This is a genomic window from Balneolales bacterium ANBcel1 (genome assembly GCA_029688905.1).
Classification (GTDB): Bacteria; Bacteroidota; Rhodothermia; order Balneolales; family Natronogracilivirgulaceae; genus SLLW01.
Genome location: JARULB010000005.1, coordinates 273,858 through 298,333 on the forward strand (window position 1 = coordinate 273,858; position 24,476 = coordinate 298,333).

A 24,476-nucleotide genomic window follows, 5' to 3' on the forward strand; every position below is an offset into this window, starting at 1 on the left:
GCGTTGAAGGTTAATAGTTTTGGCGTCTTAAATGGTAAAAAAAATAGATTCTCATGTGGATTGATACCCATTGCGATCATGGTTCCGTACCCTGTCGGCCTGCAGGGTACTATTTAATATACATCATACTTCGAAACTTTCTGGCCGGACCCGCCTGCAGAACGCATATGTATACACCGCTTGACAAGCCGGTGGCGTCAAAAACGGAATGATGCAGCCCCGCGTCCTGCCTCTGGTCTACCAACACACGGACCTGGCGTCCGAGCACGTCGAATACGCGGATCGTCACATGGGTTTCTGCCGGGAGCTCATAGGAAATCAAGGTGGACGGGTTGAACGGGTTGGGGTAATTTTGCCTCAAGCGGACGGCGGAGGCCACCGCCTCCGGCTGATCTGCCGAGACCACTTCATTTTCAAGGGCACCATAGACAATGCCCCGGCCGGCGGTACTCATGTAGACACGACCGAAGATGTTTGGATCCCCAATCACAAAATTGCCGTTACCGGGTCCGCCGTACTGATGCGCATCGTCATTGATCCTCACCCAGCTGCTCCCCTCATCCACCGATCGGAAAAGACCGGTAATACCGCCCACTGTTCCCCAGATATAAACGGACGGGTAGTCATGGTCCGGTGCCGCACGTCCAAATCCAACCGCGGCGGCACGATCCACGCCGGCGACAGGCTCAAATTCCGCATCCGGGCCGGCGGATCGAACCAGGCCATTTGCCTCCAACGCAATCCACACATCCCCCTCGCGCTGTGGTGCGGTGCGAATCAGTGCGGAGCCGCCGGACGGCAGGGAAGATTTCACTGAAAACGAACTGCCGGCATCGCGGCTGATCATCACATTCCCGTTAGACGGATTGTAGGCGTAGAAAATGGAGCCGTTGGCAGGATCCGATACCGGTATGGTTCGTGTGGATGCAAATCCGTCGGCCTGGGTCCAGGTCCTCCCCCGGTCGGTTGTACGGAAAATCCGGTTGCTGTTGGACGGCCTCCAGAGCACGGTTTCCCCGTCAGCTGCAACCGCCACCCTGCCCTGGTAGTAGGTCTGACCGTCTGGGAGTGATGCGAATGGGCTCCAACTCCGGCCCAAATCCGTTGAATAGTATATCGGGAAGTTGCTCCCGTTGCTGGTTCCACCGACCCTCACAACCATATTGCCACGTTTTTCGGCATGGTCCACCCCGGTTGAGGTGCCGATCTGCGGCTCGTGAATCGGGCTGTATTCGGTGACATCATGATGCACAAACCCGTCATAGTCGCCGATTACCGATATAAGCGGACCGTTATAGATATTGGTGATATCCAGTGGAACCGTCTCCTCGATGCCCCTGACCGTAAACTTCCACGGATGTTCGCCCGGGGCGGCCGGATCGATATTTCCGGTCATAAAAATCCCGTTTCCGGAAGTGACCAGCACGCGATCGGTATTGCCGGGATCGAACTCGATGCTGCCCGCCCAGTGGATGGAATGGCCCTGAATCCAGGAAATGCCCTGGTCATCTTTTTGCAGGTCGACGCTGGTCCAGCCGGCACCGCGATCCTCCGAATAAAAAACCCGGTCACCCCAGGTGCCGTCGCCCTGGTCCATCCAGGTGTTTATGGTGGAGGCGACCATCCTGTCCGGGTTGGCCGGATCCATGCTTATGCCGCCAAAGGCCCTTGATAATCCTGCCGGTGTGATGTCGCTCCAGCTGCGATCGTCGATATTCCAACTCCATATGCCACCGCTTTCAACGGGCTCGGGAACATTCCAGTGGCCATGCGGACCGGCGCCGTCCCCGTAGGTAATCACCAGGTCTCCGTCTCCGCTCAAAGCTGCGCGTTGCGGCATGAAGCGGGTCGGGCGACCTTCCACCAGCTCCCAGCTCTCCCCGGCATCCTCCGATATATAGAGATTGTTGCCATGATAGCGGGTTCCACCGGCTTCCAGTTCCGCTACCGAAACACCCGCTATTATGCGCTGTGACCGCCCGTTTTCCTCCGTGCGTCCGTCGATCACCACAAAACTAATTCCGTTGTCGTTTGGTGTTTGTGATACTTCCAGTGCGGACACATGCTCCCAGGAATCACCACGGTCCGTAGTCACAAACAGGCCGTCGCGCCGGGTTCCGGCATAGAGAATGTCTCCATTGTTCGGATCCACTGCCAGGCGTTCTCCGTTTTGCCTCCCCATCCCGTTACCGTGGGCCTTGAACTGTTGGGTCACATTGATTACGTCAAAGGTGTCGCCGAAGTTGTCGGAGCGCAGAAAAGCGGTATTGCCGTTGTTGAAGTAATCGATACCGGCCATCATGTAAACCCTGTTTGGGGATGACGGATCGATCGTCAGCGACTCGATTCCAAGCAGGCCTGTCTGATCCTCGGAAACCCAGTCGTTCAGGGGAATCCAGGTTTCGTCGCGGGGATTCCAGCGATAGGCCCCGCCGACATCGGTTCGTGCATACATGACACCATCGCCTTCGTGGGAGGTGACGATCGCCGTGACATAGCCCCCCCCTCCGATAGCCACACTGTTCCAGTGATAGACCTCTTCCGCGGGCAGGTCCGATGCCACCGACACCGCGGCAGTAAACGGCAGCGTCACAAACAGGAGAGGCAGCATCAAAAAACCAACTCGCAAAACATGTCCAAACATAGAATAAAAGCTCATTTACTGCGGTAATTATTCCGCCCGGAGTTCGGGCAGCTTGAAACAGACAACACCAAGATCAAAAAAAACCGGTGTCTCCGGAACTTTCAAAAACACCGGTTTTGCGGAGGTCATACATGCCATGAATCATTCTGTCTGAAAACGGATCGGTGAAATTAATCGGCTATGCGGACGATCCTCATGTGGTCGAACGCCACCAAAAGGCTCTCGACAAGATCATCTTCGCCCTCATTATCGTTGACAAACATTATGCCCATGGACTCGTCTGGAGTGTGCAGATCCCGGATACTTGCCGCCGATTGTCCGTAGCCGTTGTCTGTTCGGAACATGGACAGCGGGATGGTCACGGTAACCCATCCATCGGTAGTATACGCTCCTCCTGTATCTTCCCAGGGCTCATAGCGGGCGATATAGTCCCAGTCGTCATGAATCCTAATCAAAAACGTGCCGTATGCCAGCGGATCCTTAATATATATGTCAAACTTGAGCGCCCAGTCTTGAAGCGGGTCATCCAGGTGCTCTTCTTCCATCCAGCGGAGCGAAACCAGGTTCACCGAGCGGGTATCCTCCCACCACGCCCAGTTGCCAGGTGTGATATTCCCTGTCTGCATATAGCCGTAGGACCCGATACTTCCGGGAAACAGGTCCGGGTCATCGCTGACGAGGGCGCCCCACTCGTAGTTGTTCACATCATCAAAATCATTCAGCATGCCTGTGTAATCATTAAACGGGCTGGATGGGGGCGTCGCCACCTCTTCATTCACCGTTTCCACCGTTATCGCGCCACCTTCGGTGACTCCGTCCGGAACCACCAGGTCGACCCAGCTCCCGTTGTCGGACGGAGTAAAGTCCGCGGCGGAGATGCCGCCGGGAAAACGTACATCCAGGATCAGGAACAGTGACTGACCGTACAGCCGGATTTGATCGCCTGCCTGGCCAAACTCCCTGGTCAGATGCGACAGGGACGGCGGGGGCGGCACAATGGGAAAATCAAAGACGAATTCCCCTTTATCCGAAACCACTTTAATGGTATTCATCTCATCAGACTCCGGATCAAGTTCCATGAAATTGATATCCGGGACGGTGATGATCATGTTCGTTTTGGTCACAAACACCGGATTGAAAGAGGCGCCCACACCGTTGAAGAACACGGCTTCCACGCGATCCAGGTTATTTCCCTGAATCACGAAGATTTCGCCCGGACCCAGTTGCTCAAGCTGGCGAACCGCGGCGGTATCCGGGTGCATGTACCTCACACTGGTAATTTCCGGGATACGATCGTCGTCGCTACCGAACAACCCGCACGAAGTACTCAGCAGGCCCAGCAAAACGGCCATCGCAATGGCGATCGGCGAATGGCAGGAAATGTTTTTCTTTGAATTCATACATTCAGGGGGTTAGCGGGATAACTGTTAAACGTTGCCGTCCGAGCCGCATACTCTATTCATCAGAAGTTAAATGGGACAGGCTCATCCATGAAGATCGGGTTGGCCGTCATTTCTGCTTCGGGGTAATGAAGCCTGAAGTCGCTTTCGTTGGGAATCACCGGTGCGGCAGGCGGTTCCTCCTCATATCCGTCTGCCCGGGTGAAGGTGAAATTGGCATTGCGCCGCTGCTCCTCTACAATCGAAATGGCTTTCTGGGGCTGCCAGTTAAACAATCTCACCAGCTCGTACCAGTTCTGGCCCTCAAACGCGAGCTCTTTCCACTTTTCCTCGAACAGATCCATGTAACTGAAAGAAGAGACGGGATCCAGTCCGGCCCGCTCCCTCACCTTGTTGAAGAGGCTTACGGCCCTGGCATCGCTGGTGGAAGCGTTGTTACCGAGGGTCGCCTGGGCGTACGTCAGGTACACTTCCGCCAGCCGCAGCATATAGGTATTGATATCTGTTTCCATGAAGCCCACATTACCGTTATTGTCACCTGCGGTACCGATCACATATTTTTTGATGGGTGCCATGCTGCCCTGATAGGTGTAGCCCCCTTCCGCCTGCAGCAGTTCGGGATAGTGATCTCCATCCAGCATAAAAGAGGCCTTTCGCCGTTCGTCTGCGGAATCCGCTCCGCCATAGAGCTCAAACAGCCAGGCCGAAGCGCTGGTGCCGCCTCCCCATCCGTCACCGGCACCTGTGAGTCGCGCTTCAACGGCATAATAGGCCTGGGTGCTGTTATGGGTACCCCATTCACTTGCGCCATAAACCCACTGCAGGGCAAACAGGCTCTCGGAATTGTTGTTGTTGGCGCGGAAAAAGAGCTGGGCGTAGTCATCCATCAGCCGTACGCCGCTGTTGTCGATTACCTCCAGGGCATACTGACGGGCCAGCTCCAGATCGCTTTCCACCAGTGCGCCGCCACCGCTGTCGAAATGGGCGCGGGTGAGATACAGCCGGGCGAGCATTCCTTTTGCGGCCCATTCATCCACCCGTCCTGCCGGATCGTTGAGCTGCAGGTTTTCGGCGGCAAACTCCAGGTCGTTGATGGCGAACTGCAGGACATCCTCCCTGTGATTACGGTTCTGATTGGGCTGTTCCAGCAGATCACGGGTACTTGTGATGATGGGTACCTCGCCCCAGAGCGAGGCCAGGTAATAGTAGGCGACACCCCGCATGAAGCGGGCCTCGGCAATACGATGATCCCTGACGACTTCCGGGATATCATCGGACGCCTTTTCGGTGATGTTGGCGATCTGGATATTGGCGTTGGTAACTACCAGATAGAGAGACCGCCAGAGTTCGTTGAGCCGGGTATTGGCGGAGTTGGTGCTGAAGATAACGAACTGTTCGCGTCCCCCGTCGTTGGTGATCATGTTTCCGGCCCGTGCATCTCCGATCTCCATTTTGGCCTTGTCGTTGAAGTCAAACCAGACGATGTTGTAGAGTGGCCCGGTAGCCATGGCCAGATCTTGTTCCGTCTGGTAGAAGTTGTCTTCAACGATCTGATCCTGCGGTGGCCGATCGAAAAAACTCTCGCCGCAACCGTACAGCACCGGCATGCTTACAAGTAATCCTGCCAGCAGATAGCGAATAGATCTTTGCTTAGTCATAATTAATTTATTTCGAATACACGGGTTACAAGCCAACACTGACACCTACGGTGAATATGCGTGGTGAAGGATATCTTCCACGATCCACGCCGAGCAGCAGAGGATCGGGGTTGTTCATTTGAGCGCCGATTTCCGGATCATAACCGGAGTATTTTGTAAATGTATAGAGGTTTTGCACGCTGCCATAGACCCTCATGGTGCGCATTCCCAGACTGTTCAGAACACTTTGCGGCATGCGGTACCCAATGGTTACATTCTGAATTCTGAGATAGCTTCCATCTTCCACGAACCGGTCGGAGATACGCTGGTTGTTGTTCGGGTCGGAGGATGTGATTCGCGGGACATCGGTATCGGGATTGGATACATAGACGTTGTCGACATCATTGATATCGCCCTCGGGGTCGATCATCTCCACCCGTGCGTGGTCATTGATGGTTGCCAGGAGTCCGAAGTTGCTGGCAGGGTCTTCATTAATCCTGCGGAGCTGATTAAAGACATCGTTTCCGTAGGTACCGTTGATGAAAATGGAGAGATCGAAATTCCGGTAATAGAAATCGTTGGTAATACCAAACTGGAAATCGGGATTGGGATCTCCGATAATGGTACGGTCGTTTTCATCGATAACGCCATCGCCGTTGAGATCCTTGAACTTCAGATCTCCGGGCCACACGCCGTTGGTCCGGCTGATATTGGCATGCTGGGTCGCGTGATTGCGGATATCGTCGGCATCCTCAAATACGCCTTCCACCACATATCCGTAGAACGTGCCGACGGGCTGACCTACGATGGTACGTGAGACCGGATCGAAGAAATCGATGTTCCTTTCGATGAAGCTCGTCTCCTGGTCCATGGCGGTAACCTGGTTCCGGTTTCTGGTGTAGATGAACCGGGACTCCCAGCGCAGTGACCGGTCGATATTGACCGTACTCAGGGCCACTTCAATGCCCCTGTTTTCCAGAGACCCGATATTCACCATCGGAGCACCGATGGAGCCGATTCCCGAGGTTCCCGAGTAGAGCGGCAACGGCTGCTGAAGCAGCAGATCGCGGGTCCATTGCATATACGTGTCCGCCGTCAGACTGATGCGCTGGTTGAAAATACTCAGATCCAGGCCGACGTTGATGGATTCGGTCGATTCCCATTTCAGATCCGGATTGGCTAGATTACCCGGTCGCACTCCGCTTCCCCAGGCGGTGGCGGTCACCAGCAGTGCGGAACCAAACAGGTAGTTACCGATCTCCTGGTTTCCCACGAAACCGTAGCCGACTCGAAGCTTCAGCTCATCTACGGAATCAAGCGTAAAGAACCGTTCGCTTGATATGCGCCATGCCCCGGCAAAAGAGGGGAACACGCCCCAGCGGTTATCCGCCCCGAATCGGGATGAGCCGTCCACGCGTATGGAGCCGGTCAACAGGTAGCGGTTATCGTAATCCAGGTTAACTCTTGAGAACACTGATTGAATGGAGTTGGAGCCGGCCCAGCTGTTGTTGGCCATGGTTTCGGCATCGCCTGCGGCCAGTTCAGGTACATTGTTGCCCGGAAAATTCTGACGGCTGCCGCTCAGTCCGTCAAACTCAAACACCTCTGCCTCGTATCCGGCCATGACATCCATGCGGACCACATCGGCAAACGTGTCGTTATAGTCCACAAAGCCGCGTGCCTGCCAAAACTTCCCAACGCTTTTTGACCGGGAGGAGGAGTTGATCTGGTTGACACGGGCGTTGAACTCATACGTTGGCGTAAACTGGGCCTGATTGGCCAGGTTGTACGCGCCGCTGAACTCCGTGCGGACGGACAGGCTTCTGCTCAGCCGGATTCTTGCAAAAACATTTCCCTGCATTTCGGCTCGCTCCTGTGTGTTATCCATGATTCGGGCCATGGCCACGGGGTTTTCAAGGGTGAACTCCGACTGATCCGGACCTCCCCAGGATCCGTCGGGTGACCGCACCGGAATATCGGGCGATTGTCTGATGGCGAGATTGACCAGGTCGGCATCCGAAACGGTCAGTCGCTCATCCGTACGGCTGACATTGAGACTGGTGCCGACATCCAGCCATTCCACCGGGGTGTTGTCCAGGTTCAGGCGCACCGAGTATCTGTTGAAGCGGGATCCTACCGCGATGCCGTCCTGGTCGAAGTACCCCAGAGACAACCGGTACCGGGTAATTTCATCTCCGCCGCTCACAGAAAGGTTGTGTTCGTGCATGGGCGCGAAGCCGAAAAGCTCGTCCTGCCAGTTGGTTCCTTCCCCGAGGATGGATGGATCCATGAACTCGGCCCGGTGCCCGAATCCGGCAATATCGGCGCGCAGGTTATGAAACTCCGCGTATTCTCTCAGATTGAGCACACTAACCGAACCGGGAAGATGCTGCACGCCATAACTGCCGTCATAGTCCACGTTGGTTTCTCCCGCACGTCCGCGTTTGGTAGTAACGAGAATGACCCCATTTGCCGCACGTGCGCCGTAAATAGCTGCAGCAGATGCGTCTTTGAGCACATCAATGGACTCAATATCCGACGGGTTCAGCGTTGCAAGCGGGTTGGTCGAGTTGCTGGCCTCTCCGGAAAGCGGCACGCCGTCTACCACATAAAGCGGCTCTGCCCCGCCTGTAAGAGTATTGGTACCCCGAATACGCACCGAGGTGCCCCCGCCAGGCTGACCGGAATTGGAAAGCACCATGACGCCGGCTGCCCGTCCCTGAAGTGCTCTTTCAAACAATCCGCTCCGCGACACCTGAAGATCTTCGGAGCTGATGGAGGCCACCGAACCGGTTAAATCCCGGCGCCGCGCATCTCCATAGCCGATAAGCACAATTTCATCTCCAACCAGAAAGCTGTAGGTCATTTCCACATCGATCTCGCTGCGCCCCAGCACGGGAATTTCCAGTCTGTCAAAACCCAAATAGGAAAAAACGAGCGTATCTTCCGGGGATGGCACGTTCACAGAATAACGCCCCTGCATATCTGTGACATCACCGGTGGATGTGCCCTTCACCACCACATTGACGCCCGGAAGCGCTTCCCTGCGTTCGCTGTCAACAACCTGACCGGTTACGGTTATGCCCTGCCGGGCTTGAACCGTCTCTTCTGCGGTATGGGCAATCGGACGAATAATGATTTGTCCGTTCGCCGATGCCAGCGCCTCGACCTGATACTCACTCATCAGGGATTGCAGTAAATCCACTACCTTGACATTGGTTTTGGCCATGGTAATCCGGGCATAGGGAAGCTGATCCCTGTCGTAGGTCAGGCGGGCCGAAGATTTTTCACTGATCCTTGTCAGCAGTTCATCCATGGAAGCGTTTTGAACAAATATGTCGATCCGCTCTTCATAGATGTCATTGACCTCCGGATCGTATGCAAACCATTCCAGGGGTACGTAGTTTTGCGCCGTATGGCCGGTTGTGGCAAAGCTTTGTGCGTGAACCTGCACCGGCAGTACACATAACAAGACGCCTGCCATACACCCGATTACACCCCACACCCACCTGCCGCGCCTGATTCTGGTATCATTATGCATAGTTATGGTCGTTCATTTACAGTTGGACAAATTATTCGGTAAAGTAAAATGATCCGTTTTTCTCGGTAAAACTTATGTTGAGGGTCAGGCTAACCGCCTCAATCACCTCTCTGACCGGCTGGTTTTGCCGGAAAGACGATGTCAGCTTTTTTTCATACAGCTCCGGCTTTTCAGGGTCTATCTCTATGCTGATGTTGTACCAGCGCTGCAACTCCAGGGCTACCCGGTCCAGCGGCTCCTGCTGAAATACCAGCTCCCCCTCAATCCAGCCAAGATATTTCGACATATCGGAGAGTTCGCTTACTTCGACAACACCCTCGGGCGTGTATATCCCCAGATGATTTCCGGAAATTCTGGCCGGTACTGCTGCATCATCCCTTCTGCCCTCAAGCGATACGACGCCGGAAATTACCGCCACGGAGACAAAGTCGTCTTCGGGATAGGAAGAGACGTTAAATCGGGTACCCAGTACACGTGTGATGGTTTTTTCCGTTTTTACGATAAAGGTTTTGCCGGGCTCCGGCTCCACCTCAAAAAAGGCTTCCCCCTCGAGTTCCACCACCCGATCTTCCAGACCGCGGAAGGATTCCGGCAGAACCAGGCGGCTGCCCGGTTTCAGTATAGCCCGGCTGCCATCGGAAAGGGTCAGCCTGGTACGGCTCCCCGGCTGCGCAAAAAACTCCTTGTAGGTGACCTCCGTGACTTCTTCGCGGACGGGCTCGTCTTCCACATTGTATAGAAACAAAGCGGCCATGGCAACGAAGAGAATGGAGGCGGCCGCAGCAATCCAGCGGTAGCGACTGTTCCCGGCCCTCAGCCTCCTGCTCAAAAGCTCACTGCTCGTGCCGATGAGGGGCTTTCGCCGGGTATCGACCTCCGGGTGCTTTTTCCTGAAGCGCTCCCACGCCGCATCGGCGTCCCACTCTCCCCTCTCTTCAGCCGGCAGGGCATAAATTCGTTTCACAAATGCGAGGCGTTCACTGTTCTCCGGATCCTTCTGAATCCACTCCTCCGTTTTCCGGAGCTCTTCACCGGACATTTCACCGTTGACGTAGCGGATCAGGTCATTCCAATGGATGTCTTTTTCGTTCATTTCGTTGTATTAATGTTCTGTCTACTATTCACTACCATGAAAGGGTCCGGTACCCCTACACGCTTTCCATATCTTTGGAAAAACAGCGAAGCCATGGGCCACTCGGAAGTTTTACGACAATCCCCGGCATCCATCAGCAACCCCGCCCATGTACGGGACCAATCCTGTGCCGAAGCGTGCAACACTTTGATTATCCGTCAATTCCGATGCTGTTGCGTGTTGCGCTGAAACCGCATTGGCCATTTACCCTTCGGATTTCTGTCATATTCCTTCGGCATGACTATAGATTACCCTGAATGCCCAATTCATTTGTAATACCGGTTATTTAAAATGGGCCAGTTTTTTGTGCAGAAACTTCAGAGTCCGGCTCATCTGGGTCTCTACGGTTTTAATGGAGATGCCGAGTGTCTCCGCAATTTCACGATAGGTCAGCTGATCTTCCCGGTGCATCAGAAAAATATTTCGCCGCTGCTCGGGAATCAGCGCAAGTGCATTCCGGACCGCCTCGCGAAATTCGACGAACTCAATGTCCTCATCCCGGTAATCGGGATTGTGCTCTATTTCAGGGTGATCAACCACATCCACATGCAAATGCCCTTTTTCCTTTTTTAAATATTTCAGGGCCTGATTGCGGACCGCAGTGTATAAATAGGACCGCAGGGTGCCACGCGCCTCAAGCCGGTTGCGATTCTTCCAGATTTCATACAGTACATTGTGGATGATATCTTCTGCAACCTGCTTTTCCTGTACATATCGCAACAAAAATCGACCCAATTGCGGATAATAATGCTTGTAAAGTGCTTCAAATGACGATGCATCACCGTTGTTGATACCCTCAACCCAGCTGTTATCCCTCCTTATCCGGTCTTCTATCTGCTGCGCATATTCCATTTCGATTACAACAAAGGTGCACCCCGACAAATGTGTAAGCTGCTATTACCCTCCGAACAGACAATTTTCGGATCATCCCAAGTAAAATCAAGTTAAATTGAACCGGACTTGTAAACATTTCATCAGGTGTCTGAACAGTGCATTCCGGCAACGGACAGCGACAGCGGTTGTGAAATCTTTTCGACAAGAAAAAACCGGCACGGACATCACATCCGTACCGGTTGGCTCTGTGTATGGTACATGCGAATCGGAGGTGCTTTTGCGCTACCAACCTGCTTTTGCCTGTTCATCCTCCCGAGCGACCCGGCCCCCGGTTTCCTGCAGTTATTTTCTGTACCCCGTTTTTGCCGAACACCCCCACAATGTTTTTTATTTGAATATCAGAAACCCTTAATATCGTTGAACTACAACAATTTGGGAAAATTTTCCCGTCAGAGAACCGCCCAGTGATTTGTGCTTTTGCATCTTGTTCGTAATTTGACTGGCGGTACTCCGGTCATGTCCGGGGCGGGTTTATCAAGCCGGGGTACCATTACCGAATCGGTCCGGGACGGGATCGTGCAGTTCAGATATTATCCGCCGGAAAGACCTCTTCACCCCGGGGATCGCCGGGCGTTTTCCACTACCTAAACTGATGATCATGCCGAATGAAAAGCTTGTTCCAGTCAGCGCCATCGTGTGTTCCTTTTTTTCTCTTTGCCTCTTTGCCTCCTGCGGTCATATCTCTGCCAGGGAAGCGGATCCTCTGCCCCTGAAGCTGTGGTATGACCAACCGGCCGCCGACTGGAATGAAGCGCTCCCGGTGGGCAACGGGCGGTTGGGTGCGATGGTTTTCGGGCGGATCGGATTGGAACGGATTCAGGTCAATGAAGAGTCGCTCTGGGGCGGCAGCAACGTAAACAACAACAATCCCGGAGCTTCTGAAAACCTGCCTGAGATACGCCGCCTGATCCTGGACGGTGACATCCCGAAAGCCAAGATACTGGCCGAAGAACATCTGCTGGGCGATCCCTGGGTGGACAACTCCTACCGCACCCTTGGGGATATTTTTATCGATTTCGGCCACGACGACACCACCGCCGTAACCGCGTATCATCGGGAACTTGACCTGAGAAAAGGTGTCGCCAGCGTATCCTACGAAACCCCGCAGGGCGTGTATGCCTACGAAATGTTCTCCTCCGCCCCGGATGATGTGATGGTCCTCCATATGACAACCACGGCACCGGACGGATTCCAGAATACCACCATTGCCCTGACCAGGGTCGAACACACATTCGTTGATGCCATGAGTGGCGGCCTTACAATGATAGGGCGAATAATTGACGATGAGGCCTCCGGTCACGGTCCGGCGGGCGCCCACATGCGGTTTGCCTCCCGGCTGGAGGTGTCCGGCTACGACGGCATCCTCACGCAGAACAGCAACACGCTGGTTCTGAACGGCGGGCATTCCGCCACACTGCTTTTCAGCGCCGCCACCAACTACGACCTGCCGTCTATGGATTTCGATCGCGGCATAGACCCCCACCAGCGGTCCATGGATCTTGTCGCCAAAGCCTCTGAGTACAGCTACCAGGAACTCAAATCACGGCATGTAGACGATCATCTGCCGATAATGGATCGGGTCACCATTGACCTGGGCGGACACGAACGCGACTCCATTCCAACCGGCCGGCGTCTTTCCGAACTTCAGCAAGGTGCCAGCGACCCCGCCCTCAAAGCGCTCTATTTCCAGTTCGGCCGCTACCTGCTGATGGGCAGCTCCCGGGCTCCCGGTGTTCTTCCGGCCAATCTTCAGGGTATCTGGAACGAGCACATCTGGGCTCCATGGGGGTCCGATTACCACGTGAACATTAACATCCAGATGAACTACTGGCCCGCCAATGTCACCAACCTGGACGAAACGGTGTCCCCGCTGGGTGATTTCATGTCGGCGATAACGGTGCCCGGCGCAGTGACCGCCCGCGACATGTACGGTGCCGGCGGATGGGCCATGCACCACACCACCGATGTCTTCGGCAAAACCGGTGTCATGGACGGAATCCACTGGGGGATGTTTCCCCTGGGCGGGGCATGGATGATGTTTCCCCTGTACCGGCATTATGAGTACACGCTGGACACCGACTGGCTTCTCAACCGGGCCTACCCCGTCATGCGCGGCAGCGCGGAGTTCATCCTGGATTTTCTTGTGGAGGACGACGAAGGCCGACTGGTAACCGTGCCCTCATATTCCCCCGAAAACAGCTATATCCTGCCTGAAACCGGAGAAGAGTACCGCATCACCTACGGTCCCACCATGGATATCCAGATCATCCGTGAACTGTTCGGCTACATCCTGGATGTGGCCGACAACACCGGAGAAGAGGACGCGTTCCTGGACCGGCTGCGATCTGCCCTGGAGCGCCTGCCGGAGGTACGGATCGGTGCCAATGGCACCATAATGGAGTGGATTGAGGATTATGACGAAGCCGAACCCGGTCATCGCCACATATCCCATCTGCTCGGACTTCATCCCGGCACCCATATCACCCGCGATACCCCGGAGATGTTCGAAGCCGCACGCCGAACCATCGAACGGCGCTTTGAACACGGCGGTGGTCATACCGGATGGAGCATGGCCTGGATCATCAACTTCTACGCCCGCCTCCTGGATGCGGAAGCCGCGCATCACCATTTCCGCCTGCTGCTGGAACAGTCCACTTTGCCCAACCTGTTCGATACGCATCCACCTTTCCAGATAGACGGCAATTTCGGCGGTACAGCTGCCGTTGCCGAAATGCTCCTTCAAAGCCACCTGGGGTACATTCAGTTGCTCCCCGCGCTGCCGGAAGCCTGGAGCACCGGCCGGGTCACCGGACTCAAGGCCCGGGGCAACTTCGAGATTGACATCGCCTGGGAAGAGCAGCAACTGACCGAAGTGCGCGTCATCTCCCATTCCGGCCGGCCACTCACCCTGGAATACAACGGACAGCGAGTTGAGCAGGAAACCACCACCGGTGAAATCCTTATTTTTGGCCCCGGACTGCGATGAGCCGCCAATTCACCAGATGCTATGTCACTTATGACAGGCATCGAAATTTCAGACCATGCGGGATAATCCCCTTTTCATCGCTCACGGACCAACACCCGACCTTGTATCACCACATAAACACCTGGAACAATTCCCGTACCCGGACAATCCACCCGAATCCGTAATCCAAACCCGTATCAACTCCATGCTTCCTGTTGAGAATTTACTCCGGGACCGAATTCACATCGGTTTCATCACGGCCGACGGCATCGATCCGTCTGCCTCCCATCCCGAGCTGGAGAAACGCATTTCCGGACTCCTGGCACAGCGCGTGGAGGCAATCACCGACCACGATGACCGCTTTCGCAAGGCCTGCCGCGACATGATGCGCATCGGCGCCTACAAGCCGACAGGCAGGGGCAAACCCGCCTCCGAGTACCTGCTGCGGACCGCAGGGGAGGGCCACTTCCCGCGAATCAATCTGGCCGCCGACATCAACAACTACATCTCCCTGAAATTCCTGGTGCCCATATCACTTTGGGACCGCGACCGGATTGAAGCCGAATCCTGGCTGTTTCGCCCGGGCTCCGACGGGGAGCAGTTCATCTTCAATCCGTCCGGACAGGCTATCGGCCTGAAGGATCTGGTCACCGGCTACGCCATTTCGAAAAAGCAGCAGGAACCGATCGTAACCCCGGTAAAGGACTGCCAGAAAACAAAAACGGATCCATCCACCCGAAACATCGCCGCAGCCGTCTATTACCCCGCCGGCTGGCAGGAGTCCCCCGATCTGCAAGACATCCTCAACGAATTCTCGGAACTGCTGGAGGCCGCCTCGACATCCGTCGAAAGCACCATAGTCCGTTAAACCATTGCAGGAAAAATACCTGGCCTGCGCCTTGCGGCTCTGGTTCTAAGGAAGACTCCTCCAGGTCCGCCTGTGCAGGAGGCTTTCCCGATCCGGTCGCCCTCTTGATCCTGCGGCATCAGAACAAGCCCTTTCAGGCGGGCTTGCTGCTTTCGTCCGCCGCTACAGGCGGCCGCTGCCGGTCTCATAGCCTGTCATCTCAACATATCCGTAGCCTTCCACCGGTGCGCCATGGTGGGTCCCGGAGATCCGAATCGCACCTTCATAGTATTGAAAAGAGACGTTCATCTCCTGATCACGGAACAGGGTGGATAGTTCCAGTTCAAGGGAATGTCCGGGTACCGACAGGCGCCAGGCCACCGGATACTCCGCTCCGCTATGCGGACTCTTCCAGGTATCGAGAGTCTTCAGAGCCGCGTCGCCGTGTCCGACAGACAGCACGTCGCCCTTCGGGGTTACCAGACTTCCCGTTGTGAATGGGCTCAGGGTTCCGTCTTCCTTCCTCAGCTGATAATACATGAGCTCATACCCGTTGGACAGCTGCAGCGAGAACCAGTCCCAGCCGGTCTGGCCCTCTTCCAGAGCCGAAGTGCTCCATTCATGATCCATCCAGCTGTATCCGGCCACCTCGTGCCGGTCCCCGTCCAGGGTGATGCTGCCCCATGTATCCATTCGGGTGAATGAGATATAGTAGGACGCGTTTCCGGGTTCTGAGCCTTTTCGATCGTATCCGCGATCGCCGTGGAAGACCGGTGGCTTCAGCGGGTCCAGCGAGAGGTCTATGGCCACGCCATCCGTCTCGGCCTCAATACGAACCGGCAATTTTCCGTCACCGCGATCATCTTTCTGATAGTGGTTCAATACTTCCGCATCCGGAAGTAGTTCCTCCACCCTCCAGTTTTCCAGCCAAACAAGAAAGGGTGCCGCCCGGGCTCCGGCCAGACCGGCAGCTCCCCGGCTGAACCGTTCCTCATAGATATGCCGCCCTGTCTTCATGTCGGCGACGGCAAAATGCGCCAGGTAGAGCTGGTCTGTCGCCCATCCTCCCGAGGTATCCCCCTGATGTTCAATTCCCTCGGCAGGCGGAGCATCGCCGGGGGAATCCGGAGTGAGATCCGGGCCATGTTCACGAGAACCAGTTGCCGGGTCACCTGCAGTTTCAGGCGGCCTGAGCTGATTCCGGAAGATGGTGAACTGATAGCCAAAATGGCGTCCCTCCTCTGTAAAGAGGTTGCCGGTGTAATACCACCATTCGGTTCGGAAGCCGGGATGCGGGCCATGGTCTTCGGGAAAAACAAACGTTCGGGGACCGTCGGCGCGTAAAAAGCCCCTGGCATCGCCTTCTCCGGCCAGTGCCTCCACGGCTGAAAGGGAAGCCCGGATCTGCGACTCGTCGGAATCCGTAATCCAGCGAACGCCGGCGATCAGGATCAAAACAGCGGCAAGAACCATAAACAGGGAGCGGTAGCGCATGGCAGCAACAGGTTTTTGAGATCGATTCTTATTCGTTTTTCAGGGCATCCGCGGGGTTGGCACGCGACATTTTAAATGAGGGGTATATGCCGGCCAGCAGTGCGGCCAGGAAAGCCAGGAGTACGGCCTGCAGGAGAATTTCCGGGGCGATATTCATCTCGAGGGTCCACCCGAAAGAACGCAGATTGATGATATGGACCAGCACCGTTGCCATAAGCAGACCGACGGGAACCGAAAGGAGTCCCGCCATGGCTCCCATCACCCCGGTTTGTGTGGTCACATATCTCCAGAGCTGCGAAGGCGTCATTCCATTGGCGCGCAGAACGGCGAATTCTTTGGAGCGCTCGAGCTGAAGGGCCATCAGTGCGGTGAGCACCCCGACGAAGGCCACCAGAATTGCCAGCAGCCGAAGCACCCAGGTGATGGTAAAGGTTCGGTCAAAGATATCAAGTGACGCTTCCCGCAGTCCCCGGTTCGACCTGATGTATACTTCCTGGATATCTGCGGCCATGACTCGAAGATCCTGAACGAGCTGTTCCGGATCGACTTCGTCGGAGGTATACAGAGCCAGGCCCGAAACGGCATCATCCTCAAAAAAGCGATTATAGATGGTTCGGTCGATGGATACGACGCCAAGATCGGAGGTAAAATCAACATACACCCCCGAGATCCGAAAAGGCTGATCGCCGCTGTCGGTCCGGATCCGAAGCGTATCTCCGGTGCCGGCGGAGTGGCGGGAGGCGAATGCTTCGGATACCATAACGGGTGGGAGTGACACGTTCGCGGCATCCGGATCGGTGTCAAAAATCGACCGGCCGAATCGCATGCGGTAGGATTCCCGCGAGGAGGGGCCCGGCTCCACTGCGACGAGGTTGACGGTTCCGAACGGTGTCTGTGCCGTGGTATTCCTGACGGAATGAGCCCCGGCAACGCCTTCGAATCCGGAAAGTTGCCGAATCAGTTCAGGCTTCAGGGAGGCGGTTGCCTGGCGGGCCGCATTTCCCGGAGGCTGTACATAGATATCCGCCCGGAGCTGTGCCTCTAGCCATGACGCGACGGTTCCGCGGAAACTGTCCACCATAACCCCCACCCCGACGGTCGCCGCAACGGCAATGGTCAGTGCCGAAACCGCAACGGATGTTCGACTCAGGTCGGTCACAACCCCGGTAACGGACATTTTAGCGATCATCCCTCCGATGCGGGCCATCACCGGCCGCAAGCCTGCGGCCATGAATGTGACAAGAATGGGGGCCAGCAGGGCAAAACCCGCGATCATGAGCAGCAGTCCCAGGTAACCGGCCGCAACACTTTGACCCGGAAGCAGCAGCACCAGACCCCCGGCGGCAAAGAGTGAGAGTCCGGCGGCAGCCAACTTGCCTGCGGCCTGGCGGATCCATGTATCACGGCCGGATCGTTGCAGAACGGTATTAACCTGCGCGCCGGCCGCCTCGCGCGCCGGGACAATTGCGGCAACAAGCGTGGCTCCAATGCCGAGTGCCAGGCCCTTGACCAGGGTAAAAAGATCCAACTGAAGTTGCCGGACGGTCAGCACAAAATAGAGGTCGTTGATGGTCTGCGTGACCATTTGAAGCAGAAAACCGGAAAGGATGATCCCTGCCAGCAACCCTGCCGCGGTACCTGTCGCGCCGAGCAGCAGCGCTTCGCCAAGTATCAGTGTCCGGATCTCCCTGCCGGTGACACCCGATGCCCGTAATCGTCCGATAAGCGGCCGGCGCTGGAGAACCGAAAACGTCATGGTATTATAGATCAGAAATACGCCTATCAGCAGAGCCAGCAGGCTAAGTGCCTGCAGGTTGCGCTCAAAAGCGCTGGTCATCTGCGCCATGCTGTCCGTTCGCGACCCGGATCGGACGATTTCGGCGCCAGCGGGCAACAGGTCCCGCAGCCGCGCCATCCCGGCGGTATCGTCCTCCTCCAAAATCAAGTCGATACGGGTGAGCGATCCCGCCATATCAAAAAGCTGTTGTGCGGTTCCGATATCCACGATCAGCAAGTTCTCGAGGGCCTGCCTGCTGCGGGAGTCGTCGGCAGCGGCCAGATCACTGATGCGCACATTGTGAGCCACACCATCGATGCTCAGGGCTAGGGTATCACCGATCGACAGGTTCAGGGATGCAGCCGTTTCCTCCGAGATAAGTGCCGCGCCCTCCTCTGCCATGAAATCTGCGAGATTGATGCCGGCATCCTGCGATGCAAAGGAGCGGAATGGTGCTTCGGCGACCGGATCGACTCCCAGTACACGGGCTGTGTTTCCGGATCCGGGAAGCGTGGCAAAGCCTTCGATTACGGGAGCTGCCAGGCGCATTCCGGCCCGAACCCGGATATCGCGGTAAAGCTGGTCACCAAGCTGGTCCGATGCTCCGGTGATCTGATGCGTTGCCGGTCCTGTCACCGCCTCCGACGATAGCCGGAATGCCCGCTGGGCGCTGTTGTTGGCAAGGTCGATGGCCACAACGATGGTAACTCCAAGCGCGATCCCGGTCACCGACAAGGCAAAGAGCCACGGGTGCCGATACAGGAACCTGAGACCTGATTTCCAGAGTAGCGGTGGGGGGAGAAAGGTCCGCATCATTCCTCCTGCGTAACGGTATGGCGGGGGGATGGCAGAAACACAGGTCGCCCCGATTCAAGCTGCAGTACGCGGTCTGCCAGACGGCAGAGGTCTTCATCATGCGTGGCAATAAGTATGGTCTGGTTATTCTCTCTTGCGAGGCCGGTCATCAACCGGATGACATGTTCGGCGGTGCGATGATCCAGGTTGCCGGTGGGCTCGTCTGCCAGAATCAGCAGGGGGCGATGAATCATCGCCCTGGCGATCGCTACCCGCTGTTGTTCACCGCCGGATAGACGGTCGGGAAAACTGACTGCACGATCAGCCAGACCGACCTCCTCCAGAAACTGCATGGCCTTTTCCGTATTAACCGCGCTCTCCTCGCCTTTCAGCGACAGGGGGAGCAAGACATTTTCCATCACGGTCAGTGTCGGAATAAGATTAAACGACTGGAAGACAAACCCGATATAATTCCTGCGAAACAGGGTTCGCTCGTGTTCGCTCATGGCCGTAATATTTTCGCCGCCAATGGTAACGCGGCCGCCGTCGGGATGATCAATGCCGCTGAGAATATTCAGCAGGGTGCTTTTCCCGGAGCCGGATTTCCCAAGCAGCACAATCAGTTCGGCCTGCTTTATTTCAAGGTCGAGCCGGTCGAGAACAAGGTTGGTCTTATCCCCTTCGGTATACTTCTTGGTAACATGTTTCAGGGACGCGATGAAAGAGGCCTGGATGGTTTCTGTATTCATGTAGCGGGTCTGATAGGACGTGGGGTTGATATGCTGAACTGCTTCAGCCGGTAAAAACGGCCGTTCCCGGCAGTTAAATGGGAGTGATAATATCACGCGAAGCAGAACAAAGCTTCTTTCCTTTTTGTTCCACCTTGCGGTGGGGGTTGCCTGCGGAACCGATGGCACCAGGGTACAGCAAGAGACGAGCTGCGGATGAATGAGCAAACCGTAAAAGAGAACCGATGATACCAGGGATGCAGCTAAAGGCCTGGGAATCGTTCCTGCGACGCATCACAATTCTGAGTATTTTTCCACCTTTACCTCCAACTGATGGCCACATTGTCACGAAAACGGACAGAACGAATAACGCTCGACAGGGAGAACAACGAGCACAGCCGGCGGCTCCGCAAAAGCCTGAACAAAATCCGCTGGTCCCATACCCTGATGCAAATCTTCTGGACGGCCGGCCCGGTCACCGGTCTGGGCCTGATCGGTGGGTACTACATCGGGTACGGACAGCTGCCATCGGTACAGTTGCTGGTGTACTTCATCAGTTTCACGGTCTTGTCCGGCCTGATCGGCCTGATTGCCAAAATTGTCCTGGAAACAACACGCGGCCCTCTCAAAGAACAGGGGGAACGTGACATTCTCGATGTGACCGACAAGTTGGGTGACCTGATTCTTGCCGCACGTGATATGATCGTGCAGGGCTACGAAGGGGAGATGAGAAAGCGGGAAGCCGCCCTGCAGCTGCTGCGCCGGGTGGATCTGTCGCCGTATGGCGTATCCATAGCGTTCACCGATTTGACGGGCAATGCCGAAATCGGCGAAATCATGGGCCGGATCTACACCTATCGCCGCATCGGCCTTCACTCCAGGGTGCGGGAAATCCATACCGAATATCATCAGCAGGTGGACGAGATCATCAAAGGTATCGAACTGGAATCGCCGGATGCCGCCCGTGAAATCCGCGACTGGTTCACCGGAAGCACATTCGGCATGTCGAAACTCGGCGCTCCAAGAGAACCCTTCTTCCTGCAGCGGGTGATGTCCTCCATCGAAAATAACAATCCGCTGCTGATGACCTTTCGGGATGTCGAAGAGATGATCATTTTGGCTTTCGAGCTCATCAACGGCCGGGAGATTCCATCCCTGGTATTTCAGTATACCGGCCGGTGGAAATTCGCACGGGCTCTGGATGAGCTGGAAATTAAACGCAGCCAGTTCCGGGTATCCCAGGCGCGCAGCGGAAACCGGATCCGCGCCCTCTCATCCTATCTTATCGAAACCGGTTTTTCCTCAATGGAGGAGTTGCCGGAGGGCCTGACCATCAACCAGCTTGTGAAACAGGTTAACAAAGAAATCACTCGTCTCGCCGGCGAACTGAATCGCAGCATGAATAACCCGTCCGTCTCTGCGGAAGAGTTAAAGCGACTCACCGGCATCATGAAAACCGCGCTCGAACTTTACCAAATGGCCCACAAGGCCTATGTAGAGACCGGAAAAATTCACACTCAGCTTATTGAAGCCTCCGGCAAATGGGACGCCATCACCTCTGAGGCCTACGGAAACCCCGCGCTTCTGCGGCTGAAATCCGGTAGAAGAGGTATCCAGATACAGGAAAACACCATCCACCTTGACGATGAGGCACGCCTGGAAGTCTGTCGGCACCTATCATGGTATTTCGCGAAACAGGATACCAGGAACATCAGCTCCGCTTTCTTCACTTCGACAGATAGCAGCGGAGCTCTGGCCGCCAGAAGACTGGCCATTGAAATCGCCTTGGCCCTCGAACCGCATATCCGCATTTCCAAACCCGAGATCCAGCGTAATATCAACGCGACCAAAGCCACCTATCTTGGCGAGCTGGCGCCGAACATGAACGCGACTCAAAAAGCGGAAATTGGCCGGCGTATGGCGGATGTAGCCGACGACCGCCTCGATGTGGCCGCCGAACAGCTGGCCGAGACGCTGGTCAGGTTGTACCATGTGGACCTTACCAAAGAAGCCAGAGATTTTCTCCATTACACCTACGGTGCACGGCCGGAAGCCCTGGAGCTGCTGGAGGCTCGTGAAAAAGCCACGGAACATCCGGTCAGCTACCTGAGTGAACGCCCGCCGGCTGTCGACCCGCCGGATCCCTTCTGGATCAAAACCCAGATTGCGGCAAAAAAAGCACTCTCGAGGAGAAAAAACCACTGATACCGCCTCACTGCGGCATGACCCTTATTCATCAACGGCCTGCAGGTTACGGTTTTTTCGCACAAGACCCCCATCCCTTCACCGATTACTATACTGCCCCGCACCTCTGGCACAATGTTTGTTATGAAAGAAAATGTCGTGCGGAAAACATGTCTGCATTCCATCACTTTAAAAAGATGGCAATAAAGATCATGCAACCGCTTTCAACCATTTTCATTGCCTAAAGTTAAAAAAGCTTAAGGCTTGCAAAAAAGAACCGATAAGAGTGAATGAAACAGACGCTTTCTATCCGTTTCATTCGAGGTCTGCACTGGATAACACATTTTCAGCTGGTCAACCCGGTAAATGCCGACAACCTGCAGGGGTATGAGGGTTGCCCGATGAAAGGCATACGGGATATGCCGGCACCAGGTTTTAGTAACGGTCTTTAAATCTCACGCAGTTTTAGCAAGGCTGGAAGCTCTGTTTTTCACACCGCCAATTTGAAGATGCCGGTTGTGAAACCGGTGTTGCCGGTCAACTTAGGTCTCCGCGTTTCCTTTACGGGTATAAAGGGAATAACGAAACCGGATTTGCAGTAAACGGCCATCGTTGCAAGCCCGCCTCTAGCGTATTGCACTATCGGCCAACGCCATTGATGAAGCATCATCAGGTCTTATACATAGAATCAATCAACCAAACACAATCACGCATGAAAACAACCACAATTACAATGGCCATCCTGCTGATGGCAGCTATTGGCAGTGCTCAATCACAAAGCTACTGGGAGCCCTACACCAACATTACCGGCTACATCTCCACAGAATTCAATTGGTTCGATAACCTGGAAGGTTTCGATTACGATTATGGTGCCGCCGTATCGGAAGCGGGGCTATTAATGTCATACCGGCCGACTTCCCAGCTCACCATCCGCGGTGTATTTGTATACCGTCCGGGTTACGAGTTCGACAAAATGCTGAACGAAGCGTACGGTGAGTATGCGTTGACTCCCTATCTCAATGTAAGAGCAGGCCGTTTTCTCCAGTCGCTCAGCCCGACCAACACCTATTACTACGCACCGGTAAACACCAGCGCGACACTGCCCATCCTGGTCAGTAACAACGAGTTCTTCCCGTTGAACATCGATGGTGTTTCTGTGAACGGACAGTTCGGCAACGACTTCCGCTTCAATTATGATGTATTTGCCGGAGGGTACCGCAACGACATGTCGTCACGAACCGGCGCCCTGGGCTTCTTTGGCGGCGAAGTAAATTATTTCAATTCTTTACTTGGAGCTGACCCCATCGACCTTCCCGATTACAACAACGTGGCTATTGCCGGTACCGCCGGGGTTTCCTACAAAAACTACGTCGATGTCGGGTTCGGAGTATTCAACCCGAGGAATGAGATCGTCACCCTGGGTTTCCAATTTGAGGAAGACGAGCTGTTCCCGGGTTCACCCGCGGAATATATGGAATTCACCATGGAGTTCGAGAAAATCGCCTACGGAGTGAATGCCCGTCTGCAATACGGTAACACCCAGATCAAGGCTGAATATTGGGAAGCGGAGATTTCAACCGAAGGTTTCACCAGCGATTATGATGCCTACTATGTTGAGCTGAGCCAGCGAATCAACACGATTACACCCTATGTCCGGTACGAAAAACAGAATGCAGGCGATCTTTCGTATTCCCGCTACACAGGCGGTGTGAACTTCAAACCGACGTTCGCGACAACCCTGAAACTCGAGTACCTCCTCTACACGCAGGATGACGTCGATGATAATCTTCACGGATTTGTCGGATCCTTCATTTACTCATTCTAACTCTGGTAAAGCCATGAAAAATATTTTGATCATTCTCTCTTTTTTATTGCTTGCCACGGCTATGCAGGCATCCGGACAATCCTTCAAGGTGATTGTCAATAACGACAATTCGGTAGCCTCCATTTCCAAAAGCGATTTGTCGGCCATCTTTCTGAAGACCAACACCCGCTGGGCTGACGGTTCCACCATTGAACCGGTCGATCAAAGTGCGCGCTCGGCGGTTCGTGAAGTGTTTTCACAGGAAGTTCACGGACGAAATGTCGGTGCCATCCGGAGTCACTGGCAGCAGGCCGCGTTCTCGGGCGCTGGAACTGCACCCCTCGAGCGTGGCAGCGACGCAGACGTTGTACAATTCGTGCAATCCAACCCCGGAGCTATCGGGTATGTTTCCGCCGATGCAAATGTCTCCGGTGTAAAAACCATAAGCGTGCAGTAAGCAAAACCTCCAGATGCGGGCCATCGCCGTTCTGTTTGACAAAACAACGGCATGGTCCGCATTCTCTCTCTTTTCGGATCAGCAGTTTACCAACGGCACCCGGAGACCCGGCATTAAAACGTAAGGAATCCGTTTCTATCCTCACGCACCCGGATTTCCCCACATGGAGCACACACG

Annotated in this window: 14 protein-coding genes; 5 read left to right on the forward strand and 9 right to left on the reverse strand. The window is 55.1% G+C overall.

Going from position 1 to position 24,476, the window contains the following annotated elements; genetic code table 11:
* Positions 1-109: 109 nt before the first annotated feature.
* The 6 genes from QA596_08855 to QA596_08880 form a co-directional block, all read right to left on the reverse strand.
* Positions 110-2,644 (reverse strand): T9SS type A sorting domain-containing protein, encoded by a 2,535-nt coding sequence (locus QA596_08855; protein MDG5767570.1) that lies wholly within the window; start codon positions 2,642-2,644, stop codon positions 110-112.
* A 170-nt stretch (positions 2,645-2,814) separates the two neighbouring features.
* On the reverse strand, positions 2,815-4,044 hold the full coding sequence (locus tag QA596_08860) for a glycan-binding surface protein (GenBank protein MDG5767571.1): 1,230 nt from the start codon (positions 4,042-4,044) through the stop codon (positions 2,815-2,817).
* Between the two features lie 62 nt (positions 4,045-4,106).
* Complete coding sequence (locus tag QA596_08865; protein MDG5767572.1) at positions 4,107-5,702, reverse strand: RagB/SusD family nutrient uptake outer membrane protein; 1,596 nt, start codon at positions 5,700-5,702, stop codon at positions 4,107-4,109.
* A 25-nt stretch (positions 5,703-5,727) separates the two neighbouring features.
* Positions 5,728-9,165: a TonB-dependent receptor gene (locus tag QA596_08870; GenBank protein ID MDG5767573.1), complete on the reverse strand. Its 3,438-nt coding sequence runs from the start codon at positions 9,163-9,165 to the stop codon at positions 5,728-5,730.
* Positions 9,166-9,253: 88 nt separating this feature from the next.
* Positions 9,254-10,315, reverse strand: a complete 1,062-nt coding sequence (locus QA596_08875; protein MDG5767574.1) for a DUF4974 domain-containing protein — start codon at positions 10,313-10,315, stop codon at positions 9,254-9,256.
* 321 nt (positions 10,316-10,636) lie between these two features.
* The gene (locus QA596_08880) at positions 10,637-11,206 is read right to left on the reverse strand and encodes an RNA polymerase sigma-70 factor (protein MDG5767575.1); all 570 of its coding nucleotides are present in this window, start codon (positions 11,204-11,206) and stop codon (positions 10,637-10,639) included.
* A gap of 640 nt (positions 11,207-11,846) precedes the next feature.
* Between QA596_08880 and QA596_08885 the strand changes: the two genes are divergently transcribed.
* Positions 11,847-14,234, forward strand: coding sequence for a glycoside hydrolase family 95 protein (locus QA596_08885; GenBank protein ID MDG5767576.1), 2,388 nt, complete (start codon positions 11,847-11,849; stop codon positions 14,232-14,234).
* A gap of 184 nt (positions 14,235-14,418) precedes the next feature.
* Positions 14,419-15,081, forward strand: coding sequence for a phenylalanine--tRNA ligase beta subunit-related protein (locus QA596_08890; protein MDG5767577.1), 663 nt, complete (start codon positions 14,419-14,421; stop codon positions 15,079-15,081).
* A 162-nt stretch (positions 15,082-15,243) separates the two neighbouring features.
* On the opposite strand, the gene QA596_08895 is transcribed toward QA596_08890, so the two are convergent.
* From QA596_08895 to QA596_08905, 3 genes are read right to left on the reverse strand one after another with little or no spacing between them, the layout of a single operon-like run.
* On the reverse strand, positions 15,244-16,554 hold the full coding sequence (locus tag QA596_08895; GenBank protein ID MDG5767578.1) for a lipocalin-like domain-containing protein: 1,311 nt from the start codon (positions 16,552-16,554) through the stop codon (positions 15,244-15,246).
* Positions 16,555-16,582: 28 nt separating this feature from the next.
* Positions 16,583-19,147, reverse strand: coding sequence for an ABC transporter permease (locus tag QA596_08900; protein MDG5767579.1), 2,565 nt, complete (start codon positions 19,145-19,147; stop codon positions 16,583-16,585).
* Positions 19,144-19,875: an ABC transporter ATP-binding protein gene (locus QA596_08905; protein MDG5767580.1), complete on the reverse strand. Its 732-nt coding sequence runs from the start codon at positions 19,873-19,875 to the stop codon at positions 19,144-19,146. The genes QA596_08900 and QA596_08905 overlap by 4 nt, the downstream gene beginning before the upstream one ends.
* A gap of 312 nt (positions 19,876-20,187) precedes the next feature.
* On the opposite strand from QA596_08905, the gene QA596_08910 reads away from it, so the two are divergent.
* The 3 genes from QA596_08910 to QA596_08920 all read left to right on the forward strand — a co-directional run bounded on the left by QA596_08910 (position 20,188) and on the right by QA596_08920 (position 24,299).
* Positions 20,188-22,059 (forward strand): hypothetical protein, encoded by a 1,872-nt coding sequence (locus tag QA596_08910; protein ID MDG5767581.1) that lies wholly within the window; start codon positions 20,188-20,190, stop codon positions 22,057-22,059.
* A gap of 691 nt (positions 22,060-22,750) precedes the next feature.
* The gene (locus QA596_08915; GenBank protein MDG5767582.1) at positions 22,751-23,863 is read left to right on the forward strand and encodes a hypothetical protein; all 1,113 of its coding nucleotides are present in this window, start codon (positions 22,751-22,753) and stop codon (positions 23,861-23,863) included.
* A gap of 13 nt (positions 23,864-23,876) precedes the next feature.
* A complete protein-coding gene (locus tag QA596_08920) occupies positions 23,877-24,299 on the forward strand; it encodes a substrate-binding domain-containing protein (protein MDG5767583.1) in 423 nt (140 codons plus the stop codon).
* Positions 24,300-24,476: the final 177 nt, after the last annotated feature.